Origin of the sequence: Streptomyces sp. NBC_00239, assembly GCF_036194065.1 — a bacterium.
Classification (GTDB): Bacteria; Actinomycetota; Actinomycetes; order Streptomycetales; family Streptomycetaceae; genus Streptomyces.
The window spans coordinates 129869-149444 of record NZ_CP108095.1 but is presented as its reverse complement, the minus strand read 5'-3'; the positions used below and the strand labels follow the sequence as shown (position 1 = coordinate 149444).

At 69.6% G+C, this 19576-nt stretch carries 18 protein-coding genes and 3 pseudogenes; 12 read left to right on the top strand and 9 right to left on the bottom strand.

The features are described from left to right. Positions 1–89: 89 nt before the first annotated feature. Positions 90–743, bottom strand: a pseudogene (locus OG764_RS00845) (alpha/beta fold hydrolase); the annotation flags it as partial. A gap of 125 nt (positions 744–868) precedes the next feature. Here OG764_RS00845 and OG764_RS00840 point away from each other — a divergent pair. Then, a complete protein-coding gene (locus tag OG764_RS00840; RefSeq protein WP_328966400.1) occupies positions 869–1207 on the top strand; it encodes a LysR family transcriptional regulator substrate-binding protein in 339 nt (112 codons plus the stop codon). 190 nt (positions 1208–1397) lie between these two features. Here the strand turns inward: OG764_RS00840 and OG764_RS00835 are convergent, their stop codons facing one another. Both OG764_RS00835 and OG764_RS00830 read right to left on the bottom strand, forming a co-directional pair. Further along, positions 1398–1877 (bottom strand): DM13 domain-containing protein, encoded by a 480-nt coding sequence (locus OG764_RS00835; protein WP_328972845.1) that lies wholly within the window; start codon positions 1875–1877, stop codon positions 1398–1400. A gap of 255 nt (positions 1878–2132) precedes the next feature. Further along, positions 2133–2513 (bottom strand): winged helix-turn-helix transcriptional regulator, encoded by a 381-nt coding sequence (locus tag OG764_RS00830; protein ID WP_328966399.1) that lies wholly within the window; start codon positions 2511–2513, stop codon positions 2133–2135. A 108-nt stretch (positions 2514–2621) separates the two neighbouring features. On the opposite strand from OG764_RS00830, the gene OG764_RS00825 reads away from it, so the two are divergent. Further along, positions 2622–3029, top strand: a complete 408-nt coding sequence (locus OG764_RS00825; protein ID WP_328966398.1) for a RidA family protein — start codon at positions 2622–2624, stop codon at positions 3027–3029. Between the two features lie 461 nt (positions 3030–3490). Here the strand turns inward: OG764_RS00825 and OG764_RS00820 are convergent, their stop codons facing one another. Continuing rightward, positions 3491–4648: an MFS transporter gene (locus OG764_RS00820; protein ID WP_328966397.1), complete on the bottom strand. Its 1158-nt coding sequence runs from the start codon at positions 4646–4648 to the stop codon at positions 3491–3493. Between the two features lie 536 nt (positions 4649–5184). Continuing rightward, a complete protein-coding gene (locus OG764_RS41630) occupies positions 5185–5490 on the bottom strand; it encodes a DUF6087 family protein (protein WP_443056172.1) in 306 nt (101 codons plus the stop codon). A gap of 11 nt (positions 5491–5501) precedes the next feature. On the opposite strand from OG764_RS41630, the pseudogene OG764_RS00815 reads away from it, so the two are divergent. Then, a pseudogene (locus OG764_RS00815) lies at positions 5502–5891 on the top strand (winged helix-turn-helix domain-containing protein); the annotation flags it as partial. Between the two features lie 231 nt (positions 5892–6122). On the opposite strand, the gene OG764_RS00810 reads toward OG764_RS00815, so the two are convergent. Continuing rightward, positions 6123–8243 carry a M12 family metallopeptidase gene (locus OG764_RS00810; RefSeq protein ID WP_328966396.1) on the bottom strand — a complete coding sequence of 707 codons (2121 nt, stop codon included), beginning with the start codon at positions 8241–8243 and terminating at the stop codon, positions 6123–6125. 94 nt (positions 8244–8337) lie between these two features. Next, positions 8338–8808: a M12 family metallopeptidase gene (locus OG764_RS00805; protein ID WP_328966395.1), complete on the bottom strand. Its 471-nt coding sequence runs from the start codon at positions 8806–8808 to the stop codon at positions 8338–8340. A gap of 745 nt (positions 8809–9553) precedes the next feature. Between OG764_RS00805 and OG764_RS00800 the strand changes: the two genes are divergently transcribed. From OG764_RS00800 to OG764_RS00790, 3 genes and pseudogenes are all read left to right on the top strand, one after another. Beyond that, the gene (locus OG764_RS00800) at positions 9554–9859 is read left to right on the top strand and encodes a hypothetical protein (protein ID WP_328966394.1); all 306 of its coding nucleotides are present in this window, start codon (positions 9554–9556) and stop codon (positions 9857–9859) included. A 328-nt stretch (positions 9860–10187) separates the two neighbouring features. Then, positions 10188–10514, top strand: a pseudogene (locus OG764_RS00795) (transposase); the annotation flags it as partial. Between the two features lie 205 nt (positions 10515–10719). Further along, on the top strand, positions 10720–11691 hold the full coding sequence (locus OG764_RS00790) for a quinone oxidoreductase family protein (RefSeq protein WP_328966393.1): 972 nt from the start codon (positions 10720–10722) through the stop codon (positions 11689–11691). A gap of 603 nt (positions 11692–12294) precedes the next feature. Here the strand turns inward: OG764_RS00790 and OG764_RS00785 are convergent. Both OG764_RS00785 and OG764_RS00780 read right to left on the bottom strand, forming a co-directional pair. Further along, entirely contained in the window at positions 12295–12684 is a 390-nt protein-coding gene (locus OG764_RS00785; protein ID WP_328966392.1) for a hypothetical protein, read from the bottom strand. A 409-nt stretch (positions 12685–13093) separates the two neighbouring features. Continuing rightward, positions 13094–13336, bottom strand: a complete 243-nt coding sequence (locus OG764_RS00780; RefSeq protein WP_328966391.1) for a hypothetical protein — start codon at positions 13334–13336, stop codon at positions 13094–13096. Positions 13337–13617: 281 nt separating this feature from the next. Between OG764_RS00780 and OG764_RS00775 the strand changes: the two genes are divergently transcribed. From OG764_RS00775 to OG764_RS00750, 6 genes are all read left to right on the top strand, one after another. Next, entirely contained in the window at positions 13618–13764 is a 147-nt protein-coding gene (locus OG764_RS00775; RefSeq protein WP_328966390.1) for a hypothetical protein, read from the top strand. A 99-nt stretch (positions 13765–13863) separates the two neighbouring features. Next, positions 13864–15816 carry a PatA/PatG family cyanobactin maturation protease gene (locus tag OG764_RS00770; protein WP_328966389.1) on the top strand — a complete coding sequence of 651 codons (1953 nt, stop codon included), beginning with the start codon at positions 13864–13866 and terminating at the stop codon, positions 15814–15816. 321 nt (positions 15817–16137) lie between these two features. After that, a complete protein-coding gene (locus tag OG764_RS00765) occupies positions 16138–17310 on the top strand; it encodes a S8 family serine peptidase (protein ID WP_328966388.1) in 1173 nt (390 codons plus the stop codon). Further along, positions 17310–18419, top strand: a complete 1110-nt coding sequence (locus OG764_RS00760) for a SagB/ThcOx family dehydrogenase (protein WP_328966387.1) — start codon at positions 17310–17312, stop codon at positions 18417–18419. Before OG764_RS00765 ends, OG764_RS00760 begins: the two co-directional genes overlap by 1 nt. A 248-nt stretch (positions 18420–18667) precedes the next feature. Then, positions 18668–18919 (top strand): antitoxin MazE7, encoded by a 252-nt coding sequence (locus tag OG764_RS00755; RefSeq protein WP_328966386.1) that lies wholly within the window; start codon positions 18668–18670, stop codon positions 18917–18919. A 48-nt stretch (positions 18920–18967) separates the two neighbouring features. Next, positions 18968–19123, top strand: coding sequence for a hypothetical protein (locus OG764_RS00750; protein WP_328966385.1), 156 nt, complete (start codon positions 18968–18970; stop codon positions 19121–19123). Positions 19124–19576: the final 453 nt, after the last annotated feature.

The window sequence follows — 19576 nt, the reverse complement described above, 5'->3', positions numbered from 1 at the left end:
CGCGCCCACTGCGCGTCAGCCAACGGCACACCAGGACCAACGGCCGGCTGATCCAGACGAAACTGCCTAGGGTGCGTGCTGTGGCCTTGTGCGGCCTGGGTGATGACGGCGGCCACCAGGGCCGGGCGGGACACGTAGACGGCGTGACTGCCGGGGGTCTCGGTGACGGTCGCGCCGGCGCGACCGGGCATGGCGCGCTGAGCGGCCGGCGGGATCATGCGGTCGTCGGTGGCGACCGGGTACCACGACGGCTTGGCCTGCCAGGCCGGTGCGGAGACCGCCCCTTCGAGGGCGTCGACACCCCACGGGACCTGGGAGTCGGCCATGAACGCGGCACTCGATCCGGGGACGTCGGCGGCGAAGGAAGCCGCGAACCTGTCCCGGTCCAGGAACAGGTAGCCGTCCGCGGGCGGCAGGATCGGAGGTACCGGGGCGCCGGGCGCCGGGTCGGCGGTCAGCGAACCGACCGACTCGCCCTTGTCGGGGACGAATGCGGCGATGTACGCGAGCGCGGCGACGTGCGGGTGGTTGCCGGCCTGGGTGATGACGACTCCGCCGTAGGAGTGGCCGACCAGCACGGCCGGGCCGTCGAGGCCGTCGAGGATCCGGTGGACGACGGCGACGTCACCGGCCAGCGACAGGGTCGGGTTCTGGGCGACGGACACCCGGTAGCCGTCTGCGGTCAGGTGGTCGTAGACCCCCTGCCAGCCCGATCCGTCCACGAAGCCGCCGTGCACGAGCACGATGTTCCTGATGGTCGGTAGCTCAACAGACGCGGGGGCAGCGCGACGGAGGCCGGCTCGCCGTCCAGGCCGAGTTCGCAGAGCTCCCGGACGGCGTGCGGCAGCAGCGGCCCGGGAACCGCCCGATGACCCTCGACGAGGCGGTCCGGAGCCCGCTCATCAGCTACGGTCCCGACAGTGGCGTGCACGCGTACATCCGTGAGGCATTCGCCGCGAGGAAGCTGCGACTGGACATCGCCTACGCGACGAACGACGTCGCCCTCCAGATCGCGCTGGTCGCGGAACGGATCGGTATCGCCCTGACCTCCGAGGCAAGTCCGGTTCTCGCCGCCGACCCGCGGTCCGTCGTCGCGCCGCTCGAGCCCGCCATCCGGTTGAGGAAGGTGTTCGTCTGGCGAGCGGGCACCCGGCCGAGCGCACCGCTGCGGGCCTTCCTCGACCTCTGGACCGAGCTGTCCGACTGACGCCGGCCGTCCGAACAGCCGCCCCGCGAGCGAGGCGTATCGAAGCTGTGCGGATCTGTGAAGGGCCGGCCCGGGTCGACCGACGCAGGGCCGGGCCCGTGCCGGCTGGAAGCACGTGTGAGGCGGTCCGTGTCCCTGGCCGGCCGAAGGGCTCACTCTGGTGCCGCTTCGCCGTGTCGAACGGGAGTGCCTAGGTCAGAGCCGCCGCACCGAAGGAGACGTCGAAGCGGTCGCACCAGATGGTGACGCTGGTGTAGTCGGCGAGTTTCACGTCGGCCGGGATCGCGTAGTTCTGGTCACCCTTGTTGCCCTTGAGCTTGCCCAGGCTGACGTGCTTGCCGTCGTCGAAGACGCGCCAGCCGGCGGTACCCTCCTTCACCGGGGCATCGGTGAGCCATACCCGCAGGTCGGGCCCATTGCTCGTATCGAGATTCTCCAAGCGGAGAATGCGGGATCCGTCGGGGAGCCGGATCAGTCTCACCGTGCCGGTGGTGGCGTGCTCGTGGCTGATGAGGGCGCCCTGAGCGATGTCCTGCGGGCCTGCGGCAGCGCCGGCAGGCGGCGCAGTCGCCGTTGCGGTCGGCAAAGCCTCGTTGACCGTCTCGTCCTGCCACAGCCTCCACGGCTGGAACCAGTACAGCCCAGCGCTCAACACCGCTGCCGCCGCCATCAGTGCCCCGCCCCATACCCACCTGCGCCGCTTCGTCTGTGCCACTGCCGTTGCCTCTTCCTCGCTACCGAGTCCGTGTCACTCGCATTCAATGCGGCATGGGATCACCGCGCCAGCTCTGCCCTTGTGACGAAGTCCCTGCGCCTCTGGGCGGGACCGCGATCCGGCCCAGGCATCCGCGCAGATCACCTGGCCGCCCGAGGGGAGGCGTCGGCATTGCCCGGTCGGTGGTTTCGCGTACGTGTGTCTCGACCGTCAGGCGTCGAAGCGGTGGCGGGATGCCTCGATGTGACCGAGGAACCGGTGGGTCCAGTCGCACAGCCCGTCGATCGTCACCCGCAGGGCGTGGCCCGACTCCGTGAGGGTGTAGTCGACCCGCGGTGGCACGACCGGGTGCACCGTCCGCTCGACCAGGCCGTTGCGCTCCAGCATGCGCAGGTTCTGGGTGAGCATCTTGTGGCTGATGCCCTCGATCGCGTTGCGGAGCTCGCCGAAGCGCAGGGTGTGTTCCCCGAGGGCCTCGATGATCAAGAGCGCCCACTTGTTGGCGATGTCCGAGAAGATCTCCCGCGCCAGCGAGTCCGCGCGCCTCAGGTCTGCTTCGTCGGGCGAGCCCGTGAACTGCTTGGTCACCATCAGGTTCCCCAGTCACTGAAAAGTGCGTTCTTCCACGTCAGCGATCACTCTCCTACGGTTCCTGAGTAACCACAAGAGAGCAATCTCGCAGTAATGGAGGCAGGCAGCATGGCCATCACCCTGGTGAACCCCAACGGATTGCCGCACATCGACGCTTATCGGCACGTGTCGATCGCGACCGGGTCGAAGCTGGTCTTCATCGCCGGACAGGTTGCCTGGGATGTCGACGGTGTCACGGTCGGCGAGGGCGACCTCGCCGCCCAGGTCGAGCAGTGCTACGTCAACATCGGCACTGCCTTGTCCGAGGTCGGTGCATCTTTCGACGACGTGGCGAAACTGACCGTTTACGTCGTCGACTGGACCCCCGAGAAGATGCCGCTGCTCATGGAAGGCCTCGGCCGGGCGGCCGCGAAGCTGGGGGTCACTGCGACACCCCCTGCCAGCCTGCTGGGCGTCGCGGCGCTGGACGTACCCGAGCACCTCGTCGAGGTCGAAGCCACCGCCGTCATCGACTGAACAGGCGGGCTGAGCCCCGGGGCTGCCAGAGCGTGCCGTGCCGCCCCGGCGCGAAGAGTCGGCTCGGTATCCATGGGTGTGCACGGCGGAGTCGTCGGCTCGTGCGTCGCCACCACGACACCCAGCCATCGGCCGACGTAGCTGGGGTCAGTGCCACATCGGTGGAACCGGCGCCCGCGACAACGACGAGCAGGTCCTCAGACCTGCGGGCCACGGTCAGTTCGCATGGGCCCCCATCACTTCTGGAAGTTCATCCCGTTGCAGTCGAACGCCCGCAGCCCGTACGCGAGGCTGTCGTCGACACACCGGCCGGTCGGGCCCCGGCGGCGCGCCCGCCAGGGCCCCACACATGTCAAGCCGGTCCTCACCGTGGTTGGGGCCGCCGGTCCGTCAGCCCCGTGGCCGACCACCGTGGCCGGGCTCTACGGGGCACCGCGCGCCAGGACCAACGCCCTGACCGCTCAGGAGGCCGGTGGCTGCTGGTCAACTTTGCTTGCAGCACCGGGAGTTTGGTCCGCGTGCAGCTCGATCCTGCCCAGTCGTGTGAATGGCACAGCTGAGGCGAGCGCGAGAGCGATCGCGCCCATGAGCAGGAGGGCGAGCCAGGCGCCGCTCCTGTCGATGACGAGTCCTGCCGCGGCGGATGCCAGCGATGCGCCGAGGTTTACGGACGTGTTGATCCATGTCGACGCCTCCGTCCGGCTGGTGTCCGGAACGATGGTGTCGGCAATGAGGTATCCGGTGATCAGGGACGGGGCGAGGAAGAGGCCGATGAGGGCGAGGCCCGCGGCGAAGAGACCGAGTGTGTCCAGCTGGGACACGAACACCGCGGCAAGCCCCATGCCGACGCACAGGACGAACAGCCTCTTGCCGGTTGCCGACTTGAGGGTCAGTTGCCCATAGAGAAAACCTCCGACAGCGCTCCCGCCGGCAAAAGCCGCCAGGAGCCAGCCCGAAGCTGCGACGGCATCATGCTCCGCAGCGACAGCCGGCGCTGCGATCTCCGCGACGCCCAACACTCCACCGACGCCGAGCAGAACGATCAGTACCCTTGCGAAACCCGGCTGTCGGAGCGGGCGATCACCTTGCTCGCCGCTCGCTCCTGTTCCGCGCAGCGCCCCCGATGACGCGCTGGACGTCATCGCTGCAGTGCCGAGGGAAACCGCTGCCGCGGTCACCCAGAGCCCGATGCCGGGAGAACTGGCCACGATGACCGCGGTGATGATGACGGGACCACCGACGAAGATGAGTTCTTCACAGACCGCGTCGATGCTGAATGCCTTTGTCCGCTGGTCACCGGCCGTCGTGAGCGATGCCCAGATCATTCGCATCGCCGCCCCCAGCGGTGGTGCTGTCAGGCCGACCACCGCGCTGAGAACGTGGAACCAGATATCCGCGGCTCCTTCGGCTTCCGTGAGGAGCGCGAGAGCGACGAACCCTGCGGCCTGACCCGAGGCCATCGTGGTGAGCGCGATCCGTTGACCGAATCGATCGACGGCTCGGGCACGCCAGGGGGCGGCGATGACGTTGGCGATGCCGAACGTCGCTGTTGCGAAACCGGCCTGCGTGTACGAACCCGTACTGCTCTGGACGGCGAGGAGGAGAGCAAGTCCGCCCATCGCGAGAGCGGACCGTCCGATCAGGGCGGGGAGGAAGGCGCGAAGAGCGCCAGGAAGGAGAAGTACTGCGAGCACGAAGAAGCTCCGATGATGTGCGACCGACGCCACATGCGCGGCCGCCGAGAATCTGACGGCTATCGAGGTCCGGAGGGCACGACAGACCGCACCCTCAACGGATCAGAACCTGGACGGGAGAAACCCAGGACCGTCAGATGAACATCACGATGAACATCCGAAAAGGCTAGCAGGCCCGGCCCCTCCGCCGGCCCCGCAGGATCTGCCGATCTGGATGCCCGCCGAGTCCGCGATGGCGTACGCGATTCAGGTCGTTCCGATCGGCCCTGGACGGCAAGGAGAGCCCCGAGTCGGTAGTCCTAGAGCTCCAGAACCCGGGCACGCTCCGGCTGCCGAAGCAGCAGATCGGGGCGTTGTCGACGCCGAGCGGCCTCGGCTTCCAGCCGGGCAGGCGGGTGCCGAGTCCGGCGGGCGGACTCCCGGAGTGTTCCTCCTCTAGTGGAGCGCGGTGCGGGATGAGGTCAGGCTCGGGGCTTTCGATGGCGGCCGGTACCCGGGGCCAGGGGATTACGCCCGGTAATGGGACCGGTCGTCTCGGGCTGCTTGGCGGGCGCGGCTTCGGGTGTGGGGCTGAGGGCGCGGCAGGCCGCCGCGTAGTCCTCCACCGTCGTCAACGCCTGCCAGGCGAACCCGTCCCATTCCGGGATCAGACGCGGGGCTTCGGGTTCGAGGTGGGCGGCGCGCTGCGGGCCGGTGCCGAGGGTGATGGCCTTCTTCTCGCCGGGCTTGCGCAGGCGGCCTTGGCGGCGCGCGGGCCACTGGTCCAGGGGTTCCTCGTATGACGAAACCGTTCAGCATGGATGAGCTGCTCGCCCGGATCCGCGCTGCCACACGCAGGGAGGCGATGTCCGGCGCCTCGGACCGGCCAGCGCTGGTCGTCACCGAAGACTTCACCGTCGACCTTGCCGTGAAGGAGGTCCGGCGCGAGAAGCACAGTGTCCGGTTGACCCCGACCGAGTGGCACCTGCTGGAGATCCTCGTCAGCCACCCCGGCCACCTGGGCGGCCAGCGCAAGCTGCTGCTGGAGGTCTGGGGACCGACATACGCCGACAACACCACCTACCTGCGGGTCTACATGGCAAAGCTCCGGCGCAAACTGGAGGCCGACCCTTCCCATCCGCGCTACCTGATCACCGAGCCGGGCCTGGGATACCGCTTCGAACCCTGACCGTTCGCTCCGGCCCCGTACACCAGCGCCACCGTGGCCGGGGATTTCAAGCTTCTGCCGCTTGTGGCTTCCATCGATTGGCCGCCCGACGCCCCACGATGTGCGACATCCCGCTCAGCACCGCTAGGGCCTCGCCCGTTGCCACGGATGCTGGCCGACGGTACAGGCAAGATGGCGAACCGGTGCGCCTCAGCAGGACTGCGGGGCGGCTTGCCGGGTGCGGGTTTGACCTCAGAGACCCACGGGGGCGTTCCATTTGCCGGTGCCGACGACCCACATGACGTGAATGGCACCGTGTTCGTCGGCGAAGAAGAGGTCGATCTGATCGTCCGTCTGCCAGGTCGCGGTCAGTGTCGCATTTGCCGGGGCCGTGCCGGTGGGTGTGAGGGCGATGGGTGGTTCCCATGTGCCGGTGCCGACGACCCAGGTGACGTGAATGGCGCCGTGTGTGTCAATGAAGAAGAGGTTGAGCTGGTCGCTGGTCTGGCGGACGGTGGCGAGCCTGGCGCCCGGTTCGACGGTGCCGGGGGGTGTGAGGGCGACGGGCGGCTGCCATGTGCCGGTGCCGACGACCCACATGACGTGAATGGCACCGCCCGTGTCGACGTAGAAGAGGTTGAGCTGGTCGCTGGTCTGGTTGGCGGTGGCGAGCGAGGCGCCCGGTTCGGCGGTTCCGGAGGGTCTGAGGGCGACGGGCGGCTGCCAGACGCCGGTGCCGACGACCCACATGACGTGAATGGCACCGCCCGTGTCGACGTAGAAGAGGTTGAGCTGGTCGCTGGTCTGGTTGGCGGTGGCGAGCGAGGCGCGCGGCTCGACGGTGCCGGAGGGTCTGAGGGCGATGGACGGTTGCCAGGTGCCGGTGCCGACGACCCACATGACGTGAATGGCACCGTGTCTGTCAATGAAGAAGAGGTCGAGCTGATCGTCGGGCTGCCGGGCCGTAACCAGTGCCGTGTCGCCTCCCCGAATGGTGTCGGGGGGTGTGAGGGCGACGGGCGGCTGCCAGGCGCCGGTGCCGATGACCCACGTCACGCTGACGGCGCCATCGTCGTCGACGAAGAAGAGGTCGACCTGTTCCCTTGTCTGCCCTGCGGCGGCGACCCGTGTGCCCGGCGTGGCGATGCCGGCGGGAGTCACCTCGAAGGGTCCCTCCCATGCCCCGACGCCCTCGACGGACAGCACGGCGATCGCTCCGAAGCTGTCGGCGAAGGCCAAGTCGAGCTGGTCTTTCGTACGGTGCTGGGAGGCCAGGGCGGCCCCGGCGGTCGTCACGCGGCCGTAGGCGTAGTCGGCAGTCGCGATGTCCCCGGCGCTCAGACCGTTGCGTTGCCCGACTCTTACGCAGGTCCGTGGGTCACGGACCCTCAAGGTCGGAGGGGTAGTACTCGGCGGGTAGTGCATGATCGATTCGCAGTCGTACGGGCCGACGGGTGCGCAGTTGGCTGCCGGGCCGTAGTTCGGTGGCGTGCCTCCGACGATTTCCACGAAGTCGGCAGAGTCAGGCCGCTGGTGCTCGTGTTTCAGGCCGATCGCATGGCCCAGTTCGTGCATGACTTCGCCGACCGCCACTGCCTCGGGTTCGAAAACGATCGGCTTGCCCCATTTGCCGCTGCCGGCCGCCCACATTACGGCGAGGCGATTGTTCGTGCCGATGTAGAACAGGCCGAGTTGGAACTCCGTCGGCCGGGCGGTGGCGAGCGCACCGCGGTTGGGGGCGGTTCCGCCGGGTGTCAGGCCCACGGGTCCGTTCCAGGTGCCTTTGCCGACGGCCCACATCACGTTCACGATATCGCCTGGTCCGACGAAGAACAGGTCGATCTGGTCGTCCGTCTGCCGCGCGGTGGCAAGCGCGGCCCCCGACGTCGCAATGCCCGCCCTGGTGATGCTCTGCGGTGCGTGCCACTCGCCGTTGCCCACAACCCACATGACATTGACCGCGCCGTCATGACCGACGTAGAAGAGGTTGATCTGATCGTCCGTCTGCCGGGCCGTCGCGAGCGGGGCGACGATGGACACGCTGCCGCGACCGGTGAGGGCGACGGGCTTTCCCCACGTGCCACCCACGACCGACACGACGGTGATCGCACCCCCCAACTCGGAGGTGTTGTCGACGTAGAACAGGTTGAGCTGCCCGTCTGTCTGGGGAGCGGTGGCCAGCGACCCACCTGACCACGCAGAACCGGCGGGCGCCAGCTCGAGGGGGCCGCTCCAGGTGCCGGTACCGACGGCCCACATGACGTTCACAGCGCCGTCCGCGTCGATGAAGAACAGGTCGAGCTGCTCGTTGGTCTGCCGGGCCGTGACCAGGACCGCGTCCCGAGAGACCCTCTTCTTTTCAGGGTCTGTCAACCTGAGGGGTCCGTTCCAGGTGCCATTCCGACGACCCACATGACGTTGACGGCGCCGTCCCTGTCGACGAAGAACAGGTCAATCTGATCAGCCGTCAGCCGTCAGCCGTCAGCCGGCCCGTGGCCAGCGTCGCGCGGAGCTGCACCGTGTTGGGCGGAGTGAGGGCGACCGGACCGTCCCACTCTCCTGCCCCGTCGACCCAGATGACCCGGATGGCCCCGCTGTCGTCGACGTAGAAGCAGTCGACCTGGTCGCTGCGCTGGTGGATCGCCGAGATCGGCGCACCGTCCGGGATACCCGGGTAGGCGGCCAGCACCACCTTCTGGCCACCCCCGCTCCGGCCCACGGCCGACCGAGTGTTCGCCTCGTCCGGCACGATGCGGATGAAGTCCCCCTCGCCATTGCGGGGCACGAAGTCGAGGATCGTGTCGTTGTTCCAGTTGGTGAGCGCGGTGTCGATGTCGGTCCGCAGCGTCGTGCCGGCTGGAAACGACTGCCCGTCGATCTCGTACGGGACTCGGCCCCCCGGCCAACGCTTGGCCTTCTTGAACAGCACGTATCCCATCAGTCGTACCTCCGCATTCTGGAAGCAGGAACCAGCACGTACCGCTCGATCAGTACTACCTGTGCTGCTTCCGCCAAGGCGACGACACGTATTCGCTCCTCACATGCCGGAGTGAAGGAGCGCGCAGGCCTATGGTGGTGCGCCCCCTACGGACTGCGGCCTAAGGGAGCCACCCGAGGACGAGCGGGTGGCGGGAGGTCGGCCGGCACGCGATGCGGGCGGGTCTGGCGGTCGTGGCGGTAGGTGACCAGTCAGGGGACCGAGGCCGTCGACTTGTGCGACATCAGTACGCCGTCGCCGGCCCGACCCTGGAGGTCCTGTTCCACCGGCGGGGCGAGCGAGACGAGGGGCCCTACGCCCGGGAGGTGACCCGAGATGTGCCGGTCTGGCCGGTGCCCGAAGGTTCACCAGTCTTGGTTGGGGGTGAGCCGGTGATCGAGGTCGGAGGCCCATTGCTGGGCCCAGGCGCGGATCTCCGCGATGCTGTCATGGTCCGAGTCCGTAGGCTTCGTGCTCCTCGTCGTCGTACCAGTCGGCGCCTGCACGGCGGTCGCGGAGGTCGTCGAGGCGAAAGTCGTCCCCGCCCGGGGTCCGTGGCGCGGCAATGAGGCCGAGCATTCGGCACCGATGCTGTGCACCCGGCCTGCCGCCGCGCCGTGTTCTGGCCGGCCGCGACACCAGTGGTCCGTGGGCGTTTTGGTGTGGCGTGCCAGGCCGTGTCAGAGGCGGCTTCTAGGATCCGACGGTGGCTGATACCGAACTGACTGCCGATCTGATTGACCTGCAAAAACGATCTGACACCGCTTGGGCCCGGTTCCTTGCCGTGGCAGATGAGGCCGGCCCGCGGAACGTTGACTCGGCGTGGCCGGACGCGGTTCGCGAGGAGGCGGAGCGGTGGTGGGACGAGTGGGGCCGGCGCGCCGACCGCGTACGCGAGGCGATCGACGCCTGGGCCGAGGAGAGCGGCCAGCGTCGTCTCGACATCGAGACGGAACTCAAGAAGCAGATCCGGGGCGGGAAAGGCCCGCAACTCTGGCCCGTCGACGAGTGAGAGCGGCCCGTACCGTCTGGCGGCTGCCGGCTTCTTGTACAAAGAAGCAAACCGCCTCACGGTTCCTCCTGGCTCGGGCTGGCCGCCGAGTCTCCCAACAACAGCGCTAGCTTCTGCCCAGTGGATGGCTGACTTTGCCTCGGGATGGCCCCGGAACGTTGGTGCCGCCTGTCGCCGGGACCACCCGGTGCCCCAGTGCCACGGCGCGGCTGAGGCAACCGGTCCTGGCCGCGGTCGGGGGGAGTGCCGCGGCCAGAACCTGAGTTGATAGTGCTCTTCCGGCGAGCCGCGTGCACAGGGATGACTCGGCCAAGCGGCGCAACCCTGCCACAACAGACTGAGAGCGAAGCATGTTGAAGTACCGGACAACTTGAACGTCCACAAAGACCGCCGCATGCGGGCCTTCGTCGACGCACAGGACTGGATCACCGCCTACCACCTGCCGCCCTACGCACCCGACCTCAACCCCGTCGACGGCATCTGGTCGGTTCTCCGCCGGACCAGTCAGGCCAACACCGACTTCACCGACCCCGACCACCTCATCTGCCGACTCCGGCACGGCATCCGCCAGATCCAGTACCGCAGCGACCTCATCGACGGGTGTCTCACCGCGACGGGCCTCACACCGACGACACCACGCCTACAGCCTCAGTAACGGGAGCCAGCTGCGGTGCGAGCGCAGGCAGAGCCGTGATGCCCGGCCGACCGTCGACCGCGTTTCGTCACCTGGGCAGGCCCATTCCGTCGGTGGCACCCTTCTCCCACGTGGGCACGTGACGGCTACGACACCTCACCGCGAGCGGGAATGGGATCGCCACGAGTGGAGTTGGTGAGGGAAGTTAGCCGTTTCAGGAGGGGTCATGCGAGCGATTCAGGTTTCCGAAGTGGGCGGTCCCGAGGTGCTGCGACTGGTCGACATAGATCAACCGGTGCCGGGCCCGGGCCAGGCGGTCGTGGAGGTCGCCGCGTCCGGCGTCAACTTCCTCGACGTATACCACCGCCAGGGCCGGTACACCCTCCCGCTGCCCTTCACCCCGGGCACTGAGGGGGCGGGCACGGTCCTCGAGGTTGGACCCGGCGTCACCCACGTCGCTGTGGGAGACCGGGTCGGCTGGGTGGAGATTCCCGGCACCTATGCCGAGCAGGCCGTCGTGGACTCCTCCCGGCTCGTGCCCCTGCCCGACGGCGTCGACTTCGAGGCCGCCGCCGCCGTGCTGCTGCAGGGCATGACGGCGCACTACCTCGTCAAGGACGCCTACCCGGTCCAGCCGGGCGACACGGTGCTCGTGCACGCTGCTGCCGGCGGCATGGGGCTTGTGCTGACCCAGCTCATCACCCATCTCGGCGGCAGAGTGATCGGCACGACCTCGACACCGGAGAAGGCCCAGCTGGCGCGGCGCGCCGGGGCCGCCGAGGTGATCCTCTACTCTGCAGTGGACGATCTTGCGGCCGAGGTGAAGCGGCTCCATGGCGGCCAGGGCCTGCCTGTCGTCTTCGACGGCGTCGGCAGGGACACTTTCGATGCGAGCCTCGCCAGCCTGCGAACCCGCGGCCACCTGGTGCTCTTCGGCGCCGCGAGTGGTGCAGTGCCGCCCTTCGACCCCATCCGGCTCGCCCAGGGCGGTTCGCTGACCCTGATCCGGCCAAGCCTCGGGGACTTCATCGCCGATCGGTCCGAGCTGCTCCGGCGCGCCGCCGACGTGCTTGAATTGGTGCGCACCAAGGCGCTTGAGACCACCGTGACGGCCCGCTACCCGCTCGCCGAGGTCGCCCAAGCTCACCGCGATCTGGAGGCTCGGCGTACCACCGGCAAGCTACTCGTCATCCCCTAGGGCAACCGACGGAATTGACTGACCTGCAGGAACGTGGCTTCCGCCAGGCGTCGATCCCGCGCAGCTGTGTCCGCGATCCCGGGTGATGACCGCTAACGGGAGCCAGCTGCGGTGCGAGCGCAGGCAGAGCCGTGATGCCCGGCCGACCGTCGACCGCGTTTCGTCACCTGGGCAAGCCCATTCCGTCGGTGGCACAACAAGGCCCGCACAGCGAACGAGGGCGTGCCCGCACTCCAGATCGCTTCCCTCATCGGCTGGTTCGGTGAGCTTGTCCGAGATCAACCCGGACACGACCCGCAGCCTCCCACCGCCCGACCCGCCCGGACAGTCCGCTGTCAAGCACAGTGGACCCGGGCGGTCGGATCAAGCCGGTCCGGCCTGTCGTCAAGCGATGGCGGGCTCAACCCGCCGAGAGGCTCGAAGGCGGCGACACCGGCGTTTTCCCGACATGCGCAAACAGCCCGCCTTGCTCGCCGAACAGTGACCCGGGCTGCCCCTCGTACTGCTCCAACCGGCCCGGCGCACGCATGGCGCAGCGCACCCTCGGTCGTCGTCCGAATGTGTCGAAGACGCTCGGCGCGCGTAGGTGCTGTTTACCGACGCTCAGGCGGCGTGCCGCTGCTCGTGGCGTTCCTGGATTCGTGCGAGGACACGTTCTCGACCCATCCGCTTGGCCTGGCGGAGCTTGGCCTCCGCGGTGAGCACCGGGATCCACAGGAGCCAGCCCCACAGGCTGAAGTCCAGCGCGCCGCTCCACACCAGCGCGGTGTTCAGGCCGAAGGACAGGACGAACGTCACAAGGTACGCGGCGACGCGGTGGGCGAGGAGCAGGTGCAGTAGCGCGTTGCGGCGGCCCTGGAGGAGCTCGACCGCCGCGGCCGGTTCGGCCGCCTGGAGGTCCTCACCGGCATCAACACCGGCTTCGCCACTGGCGGCTCGCTTCAACGCATCCGTGACCAGCACGCTCTGCTCCGCGGCACCGGCCTCCTGCATCCGCCCGAGGGCAGCGCCGACCACCAGGTTGTCGCAGTAGCTACGGCCGGCCCAGCCCCTCACGGCATCGACGGGTGCGCGCTCGGGCGACCCGGGCGGCGCCAGCTCCTAGATCCTCGCCCCCAGGCCTTCCATGCGATTCGAGCGTCCGGGGTAGGTGAAGGAGTCGGCTAGAACGCACACCTCCAGGTACGGCACCAGGAGCCCGAGGTCGTCCGGTTCGAGCGCGAGGCACCTGATGTCGGAGCGGCCGATCGACGGTCTGGAATCCGCCTGGACCCGGGGGCGCCCCGGCGGGCAGAAGCCCAAGCTCGGCCCCCCAGGCGAAGCCCTACTCCGTTGGATTTCGGCAGGTGCTGATGAGACCCCTGGTCGTGTGGGGTATGGGGGACGCTCCTGACAACGCGTGCTACAGGGCCGCCAGCATGGCTTGTTCGCGGGTGGGCAGCTGGTAGGCCGCCGGGTCGTTGACGTTGGCGCTGTACCGCAGCCAGAGCCGGGCCCGTTCCTGCTGGCGCCTGGTGGACGATCCGTCGTCTGCCCCAGCGGACGGTTCGGCGGCCGTGGTGGGCGAGCCCAAGTCGACCGTGGCGTAGGGATTGGTGAGCCTCTCGCGGCGCACCGGCTCCACCTGCGGCGGGAACGACGACATGACCGGCTCCTTCCTGTACGGGTAGCAGCTGGCGGGTCAGGCTTCGGGCCGGCCCGGAACGCATCGGTTCGCAAAGGCCGGTCGTGTGCTCGGCCCGCTCGGCCTGCGGCGGGGTGACGTTGTTCCGCACGACTGGCCCCGGTGAAGTGGTGGCCCAGGGTGCTCAGAGGAGTACCTACACCCAGAAGCCGCATGGTGACAGACTGTTACCGTTTTGCTACTCTTAGTATACGCGATGTGGGTCTGGTCAATGATCCACCAGCATGAAAGGAGCCATCATCATGTCGCAGGACCTCATGCCGTGCTTGGCCACTCCGGTCGAGCGGACCGTCACCGGCGCTGCCGTGCCCGAAGCCGAGGGGGCCACGCAGTCCGGCGACGGAAAGTGGTACTCGTACCAAGGGTTCGCCGGTGAGGACGACGAGTAGCCGATAGCCCCAGGCCAGGGGCGGGTGCCGGCACGGAGTCGGTGCCCGCCCCACTTCTGGCCCGAAGGCAGTCAGGTTTTCCGTCCCGGAGGGAGTGCGGTGGGCGAGGTTTCCGCGATCGCGGGCGTTCCCGGGTTGTGGCAGCTGACCCGTGGGGAGAGCTGCATCACGGTGGCCATGGTGGATGGCCTGGTCGACCAGACCCATCCGGCCCTGGTGGATACGGCGCTGACGCAACTGACCGAGGTGTTCCCGGGAGGTGACCCCGCAGGGCCGGCGGCGGCGCACGGCACGGCGGTGGCCGGCGTGCTGTTCGGGCGGCACGACGGCCCGGTGGCGGGCGTGGCGCCCGGCTGCAGGGCCATCAGCGTGCCGGTGTTCACCGACGACCGGCGCACCTCCCAGCTGCAGTTGGCCCGGGCGATCGAACTGGCCGCTGACGCCGGCGCGCACATCATCAACGTCAGCGGGGGGCAATTGGCTCAAGCGGCAGAAGCAGAGGATGCGCTGACGCGGGTGGTGGACCGCTGCCACGAGGACGGAGTGCTGGTGGTCGCGGCCGCCGGCAACGACGGCTGCCTGTGCGATCACGTGCCCGCCGCACTGCCCGGAGTGCTCGCGGTCGGTGCCTGCGATCACCAGGGAAAGCCGCTGGAACAAAGCAACTTCGGGCACGGCCTCCGCCGCCAAGGCCTGCTCGCGCCCGGCCACGAGATCAGGGTCGCCGTTCCCGGCGGCGGGACGGCCGCAATGAGCGGCACCAGCTTCGCGGCGCCCGTCGTGTCCGGTGTTGCGGCCCTGCTGGCGAGTCTGCAACTGCGGGCGAGCGGCAGGTTCGACCTGCTCGGCCTCGGCGAGCTGTTGCTGGCCAACGCCGACCCGTGCCCCCTGCCGGACGGCCGGGACGAAATGTGCGCCCGCTATCTGACCGGAACCCTCAACATCACGAGAACGGTGAATGCTGTGACCACGTCCACCTACCCGGCCGCGATTCCGTCCCCTGCCGTCCCGCCATCGGCTGCGACACCCTTCCCGAGCCCGGCCGCCGCGCCGGCCGACGATCCGGGCCGGGTGCTGCCGTCGTGTGGTGAGCCGGGCCCGGGCGGTGCCGGTGCAGCCTGCGGCTGCGCCGCCGACGTGTCCGCCCCGGCCGCAGCCGGCGTGCGCGCCTCGGCCCAGCAGGCCCGGCCGGCCGGTCGGCGGCTGGCGTACGCGCTGGGGACCCTGGGCTACGACTTCGGCAGCGAGGCCCGCCGTGACACCTTCAAGCAGCTCATGCCGCCGGTGGAAGTGGAAAGCGGGGTGAGCGTACCGGCCAACCCCTACGATCCTCGGCAGATGGTGGACTATCTGCAGGCCAACCCGTCAGAGGCCACTCCGCTGATCTGGACGCTGAACCTGGACCTGACCCCGGTCTATGCGATCGAGCCGGTCGGAGGCTACGGGCCAGGCGTGTACGAGCGGCTCGTGCAGTTCCTGGACCTGCAGCAGAGGGCCGAAGACGACACCGAGTTCGTCGACCGCGTCTCCGTACCCGGGACCCTGCCGGGGCGCACCGTCCGGTTGTTCAACGGCCAGCACATCCCGGTCGTCGAGATCAACCTGACCCGCGGCCTGTACGGCTGGTCGGTCGCCAGCCTGGCCCACGCGGTCACTTCCGGATGGGACGTGCCCCAGCAGAACCAGGCCGGGACCGCCCCCGACCGGGACCGGCTGGCGGCCGCCGTCTCCGATTTCCTCCAGCGCATCTACTACGACCTGCGCAACTTCGGTGCCACCAGCCGCGACCGCGCGCTGAACTTCGCCGCCACCAACGCCGTCCAGGCCCGCCAGACCCTCGCCGAAGCGCTCGGTCGAGGGATGGCCCTGCAGAACATCGACGTGGAGAAAAGCCCCTACGGGCGGCCCGACAGCGACTGCTGGGACGTCAAACTGCGCTTTTTCGACCCCGACAACAGCCGCCGCGCCAAGCGCGTCTACCGCTTCACCATCGACGTCAAGGATGTCCTGCCGGTCACCCTCGGCCCGGTCCGGACCTGGCCCGAAGCCTGAAGCACCACCGCGATCGCAGGCACGCCCGCAGCGGGCAGACCAACTGCCCGCACTGCCGCAGGCCTGCGACCGCCCCGGCCCCACCGGCTGCCCGCCGCACGGACGGGCAGCCTCTACTTGATCGGTGAACGTTCCACCATGCCCCGCCACGCCCCAGCGCCTCACCCCCCGGCCGGATCCGACGCCTGGCCCCCGCCCGTCCACGAGGCCGCGGGCTTGCCCGACGCCGCCGTGAGCGTGCCCGGCCCGCCCGACCCGGCCCGCCGGCCGCCGGGGGCAGCGCCGCGCCTGCCGCACCAGGCCGTCCCGGGAATCACGGAGTTGTGGCGACACACCCTGGGCGATCCCTCGGTCATCGTCGGCATCTATGAGAGCCCGCCCGATCTGTCCCACCCCTGTCTGGCCGACGCCGACCTGGAAGCGCGTACGCCGTGGTGGAGCCCGGCCGGGCCGGTGGACGACAGGCTTCGCGAGCACGGCACGTTCACCGCCAGCGTGGTGTTCGGCCGGCCCGGCACCGTCCTGCCCGGCCTGGCCCCCCACTGCCGCGGCGTCATCATCGGAGACACCCGGCCGGAGCATCCGGACCTGCCGCCCGACCCGTGGCACACCGCCCGCGCCGTCGAGGAACTCCTGGACGCCGGCGCGCACATCATCCAGTTCAACATCTCCCACCACACCGCCTCGGCGGACACCGACGAGATGCTCAAACGCGCCATCGCCCGCGCCGTCGACGCCGGTGTGCTGGTCACCGCGGCCGCCGGCAACGACTACGGCGCCTGTGTCGTCGCCCCGGCCCTGCTGCCCGGTGTGCTCGTGGTCGGGGCGCACCGCGCCGACGGCGCCATCTCCTCCTACAGCAACTACGGCCCCGCCTATGCCGGGCACGGCATCACCGCCCTCGGCGAAGCCGTGCTGGGCGCGACCCCCGGTGACGGCGGTGTCAAGGCCCGCAAGGGCACCTGCACGGCGGTCGCGCTGGTCACCGGTGCTGCCGCCCTGCTGGTCAGCATGCAGCGCCACCTCGGTCGGCGGGCCGACCCGCTCGCGGTCCGCGACGCGCTGCTGGCCACCGCCCGCCCCTGTACCGCAGAACAAGCCCACGGCAACCCGGCGCGCTGCCTCAACGGCTACCTCGATCTGCCCGCCGCCACCGCCCACCTGTTCCCCGACCTGACCACACCCCCGCCGCCCGAGGCGGTCCTGCCCACACCCGCCGCGGCATTCCCCTCTCCGCCCCGGCCGGGCACGAGCGAGCACGGCCGGCACCCCGCCACCCCGGCGACCGCCTTCGTCGTCCGGCCCCTGCGGCGCCCGGAGCGAAGCCCGGACCAAATCGAAGCCACAGAGAAGGCTGACGGGCCGTACCAAGGGCCGCAGGAGGCGAGCCGGGCGGCCGACCTCCGGGCCCGGACCTTCGTGACCCGTCCACACCGACCTCTCGCCGCCCCGGCCGGCAGCCTGGCGGCCGACCCGTTTGCGGGAGGCTCCTGATGCGTCTTCGCCGCCGCCGCTGTTTGGTCTGCTACTGGCACGAAGGCACGTTCGTCGCCCACCCCTACCCCGGCGCCCTCGCCGTCACGCTGCCCACGGTCGGCGCCGAAATCCTGTCCGCCTTCGACGAATGGACCAGCCCCGAACGGGCCGGCGCCTCCTTGAAGCATCTGGACGGCACGACCGTAGTGCAGGCCGTCACCGCCCTGCGCGAGCACGGGCTCCTGCTGGAGGAGAACAGCGCCGAGGCCGACCGTGACGCCCGTATCGCCCACCAGTGGCGATCTTGGGAACCCGAGGCGAGCTTCTTCCACTACGCCACTCAGGACACCCACACCGCCGAGAGCCTGGCCTCCCTGGACCCGCTGGAGGTCGGGAAGCTCCCGGCCCTGTTCACCACCCACCCCGATGCCGACCGCATCCTGCTGCCCCGCTACCCCGCGGACTTGACCGCCCCACTCGGCGAAACCCTTTACAGCCGCCGCACCCACCGCGACTTCAACGACGCCCCCGTCGCCCTGCCCACCCTGGCCGCCCTGCTCCAGGTCTGCTTCGCTCCGGTCGACTACCTCGACGCGGGCGAGCTCGGCGCGGTGATCCGCCGCACCAGCCCGGCCGGCGGCGCCCGCCAGGAACTCGACCCCTACCTGGCCATCACCAACGTCACCGGCGTCCCCGCCGGGATGTACCACTACAACAGCCTCGAACACAGCCTGGAACTGCTCAGCGAGGGCTTCACCCACCAGGACGCCGCCGACCTGTGCGCCGGCCAGGACCACTTTGGCGGCGCAGCGTTCCTGGTCATCCTGGTCGCCGTGATCGAGCGCATGCGCGTCAAGTACCGATCCCCGCGCTGCTACCGCGTCAGTCTCCTGGGCGCCGGACACCTGGGGCAGACCTTCGCCCTGACCGCCACCGCCCTCGGCCTGGGCCCGTTCCAGACCGGCGCCTTCCACGACGCCGCAGTCGTCGAACGACTCAGCCTGGACAACACCTCCCGCACACCCGTGTACGTACTGGGCGCCGGACACCCCAACCCCGAACCCGACCCGGAACGCAGCCCCGCCTCCGCCGGCTTCGACGCCTTCCACCGCACGCCGCTGACGTGACACTCCCTGGTCCGCCTGCCCGCGGCGGACCACCGACCGGCGCGCTGAGCCGCATCTCCCCACTTGGCTCGACTCCCCGGACCGCCCCGTCGTCCCGATCGTCGGCTGAACACTCTCCGGGCGGGCGGACGCTTCGCGGAACCCGCACGTGTTGGGACCCGGGTCCCGGGAGCCATGATAATTGCAGGTCAGAGCGTTTTTGGTGAAGAGGTGGCGGCGCCGGTATACCGCGCGGCATACTCGAAGGCATGGCAGATACCAGCGTCAAGATCGACGACGTGACCAGGGACAAGCTGAAGGCCCTGGCCGACGGGGCGGGCATGTCCATGAAGGACTACCTCGCCCGGGTGGCCTCGGAGAAGGAGCACGAGCAGGCGCTCGACACCGCCACCGCGGCCTTCCGTCGCGTCCTCGGTGCACCCGGGATCCTGGACCGCTTCGACGCCGACTTCGGGGGCCTCCCCCATGCCGCCGGCCGCCAGACCCCCCGGGCAGCCTGAACCTGTGGAACCCGCCGCACGGCCAAGAGGGCCTACTACGTCCTCCGCATGCGCGACGACGAACCGGTCATCGGGTTCGTGGACCGCACCGCGCTGGACGCAGCGGGGGAGGTGGTGCGGGCCGGCGGCTGGTGGGAGACCGACAAGCACCTGTACATCGCCCCGCCAGAGCTTCCGCAGGACCGGACTGCCCCGCCGCTTTGACCTGTGTGGGGCCGAAGGGGCCGGTGGCCTCGGCCGCCTTCGCGTCGGCCGCGGCCTTCGCGTCGGTGTCGTCCCCGTCGCCCCCGCACCCGGTCGCGCCCAGCGTCAGGGCGAGCAGCAGTGCCGCCCCCGTGCCGTGCTCCCCACCCTCATGCCGGGCCTCGTCGGCCCGGCGGTCCGCAGAGTGTCACACACGGTCCGCACAGCATTGCGAGGCGGGGATGCGCTCCGGCGGCCGCAGCACTAAACGAGCACCGGGGCCTGTGACGCCCAACGCCGGGCGCGCCGCGATCGGGGTCCACCGGGAGGTCTGCCCGGCCGCTGCTGCTCTGAGGGCCACCGTTGGCGTTCGGTGGCCCCTGAGCAGGGTCAGAAGGTGCCGTTGAGCCATCCCCAGGTGGTGTTGTTCCACTCGCCCGGCCGCAGGCAGCCGTTGCCCATGCCCTGGTAGTC

Coding starts and splice junctions, on each gene's coding strand:
- OG764_RS00830 (WP_328966399.1), bottom strand. CDS start 2,513: ATGGTGACCAAGCAGTTCACGGGCTCGCCCGACGAAGCAGACCTGAGG.
- OG764_RS00780 (WP_328966391.1), bottom strand. CDS start 13,336: ATGTCGTCGTTCCCGCCGCAGGTGGAGCCGGTGCGCCGCGAGAGGCTC.
- OG764_RS00820 (WP_328966397.1), bottom strand. CDS start 4,648: ATGGGCGGACTTGCTCTCCTCCTCGCCGTCCAGAGCAGTACGGGTTCG.
- OG764_RS00790 (WP_328966393.1), top strand. CDS start 10,720: ATGCGAGCGATTCAGGTTTCCGAAGTGGGCGGTCCCGAGGTGCTGCGA.
- OG764_RS00760 (WP_328966387.1), top strand. CDS start 17,310: ATGCGTCTTCGCCGCCGCCGCTGTTTGGTCTGCTACTGGCACGAAGGC.
- OG764_RS00835 (WP_328972845.1), bottom strand. CDS start 1,877: ATGGCGGCGGCAGCGGTGTTGAGCGCTGGGCTGTACTGGTTCCAGCCG.
- OG764_RS00840 (WP_328966400.1), top strand. CDS start 869: ATGACCCTCGACGAGGCGGTCCGGAGCCCGCTCATCAGCTACGGTCCC.
- OG764_RS00775 (WP_328966390.1), top strand. CDS start 13,618: ATGTCGCAGGACCTCATGCCGTGCTTGGCCACTCCGGTCGAGCGGACC.
- OG764_RS00755 (WP_328966386.1), top strand. CDS start 18,668: ATGGCAGATACCAGCGTCAAGATCGACGACGTGACCAGGGACAAGCTG.
- OG764_RS00785 (WP_328966392.1), bottom strand. CDS start 12,684: ATGCAGGAGGCCGGTGCCGCGGAGCAGAGCGTGCTGGTCACGGATGCG.
- OG764_RS00750 (WP_328966385.1), top strand. CDS start 18,968: ATGCGCGACGACGAACCGGTCATCGGGTTCGTGGACCGCACCGCGCTG.
- OG764_RS00805 (WP_328966395.1), bottom strand. CDS start 8,808: ATGGGATACGTGCTGTTCAAGAAGGCCAAGCGTTGGCCGGGGGGCCGA.
- OG764_RS00825 (WP_328966398.1), top strand. CDS start 2,622: ATGGCCATCACCCTGGTGAACCCCAACGGATTGCCGCACATCGACGCT.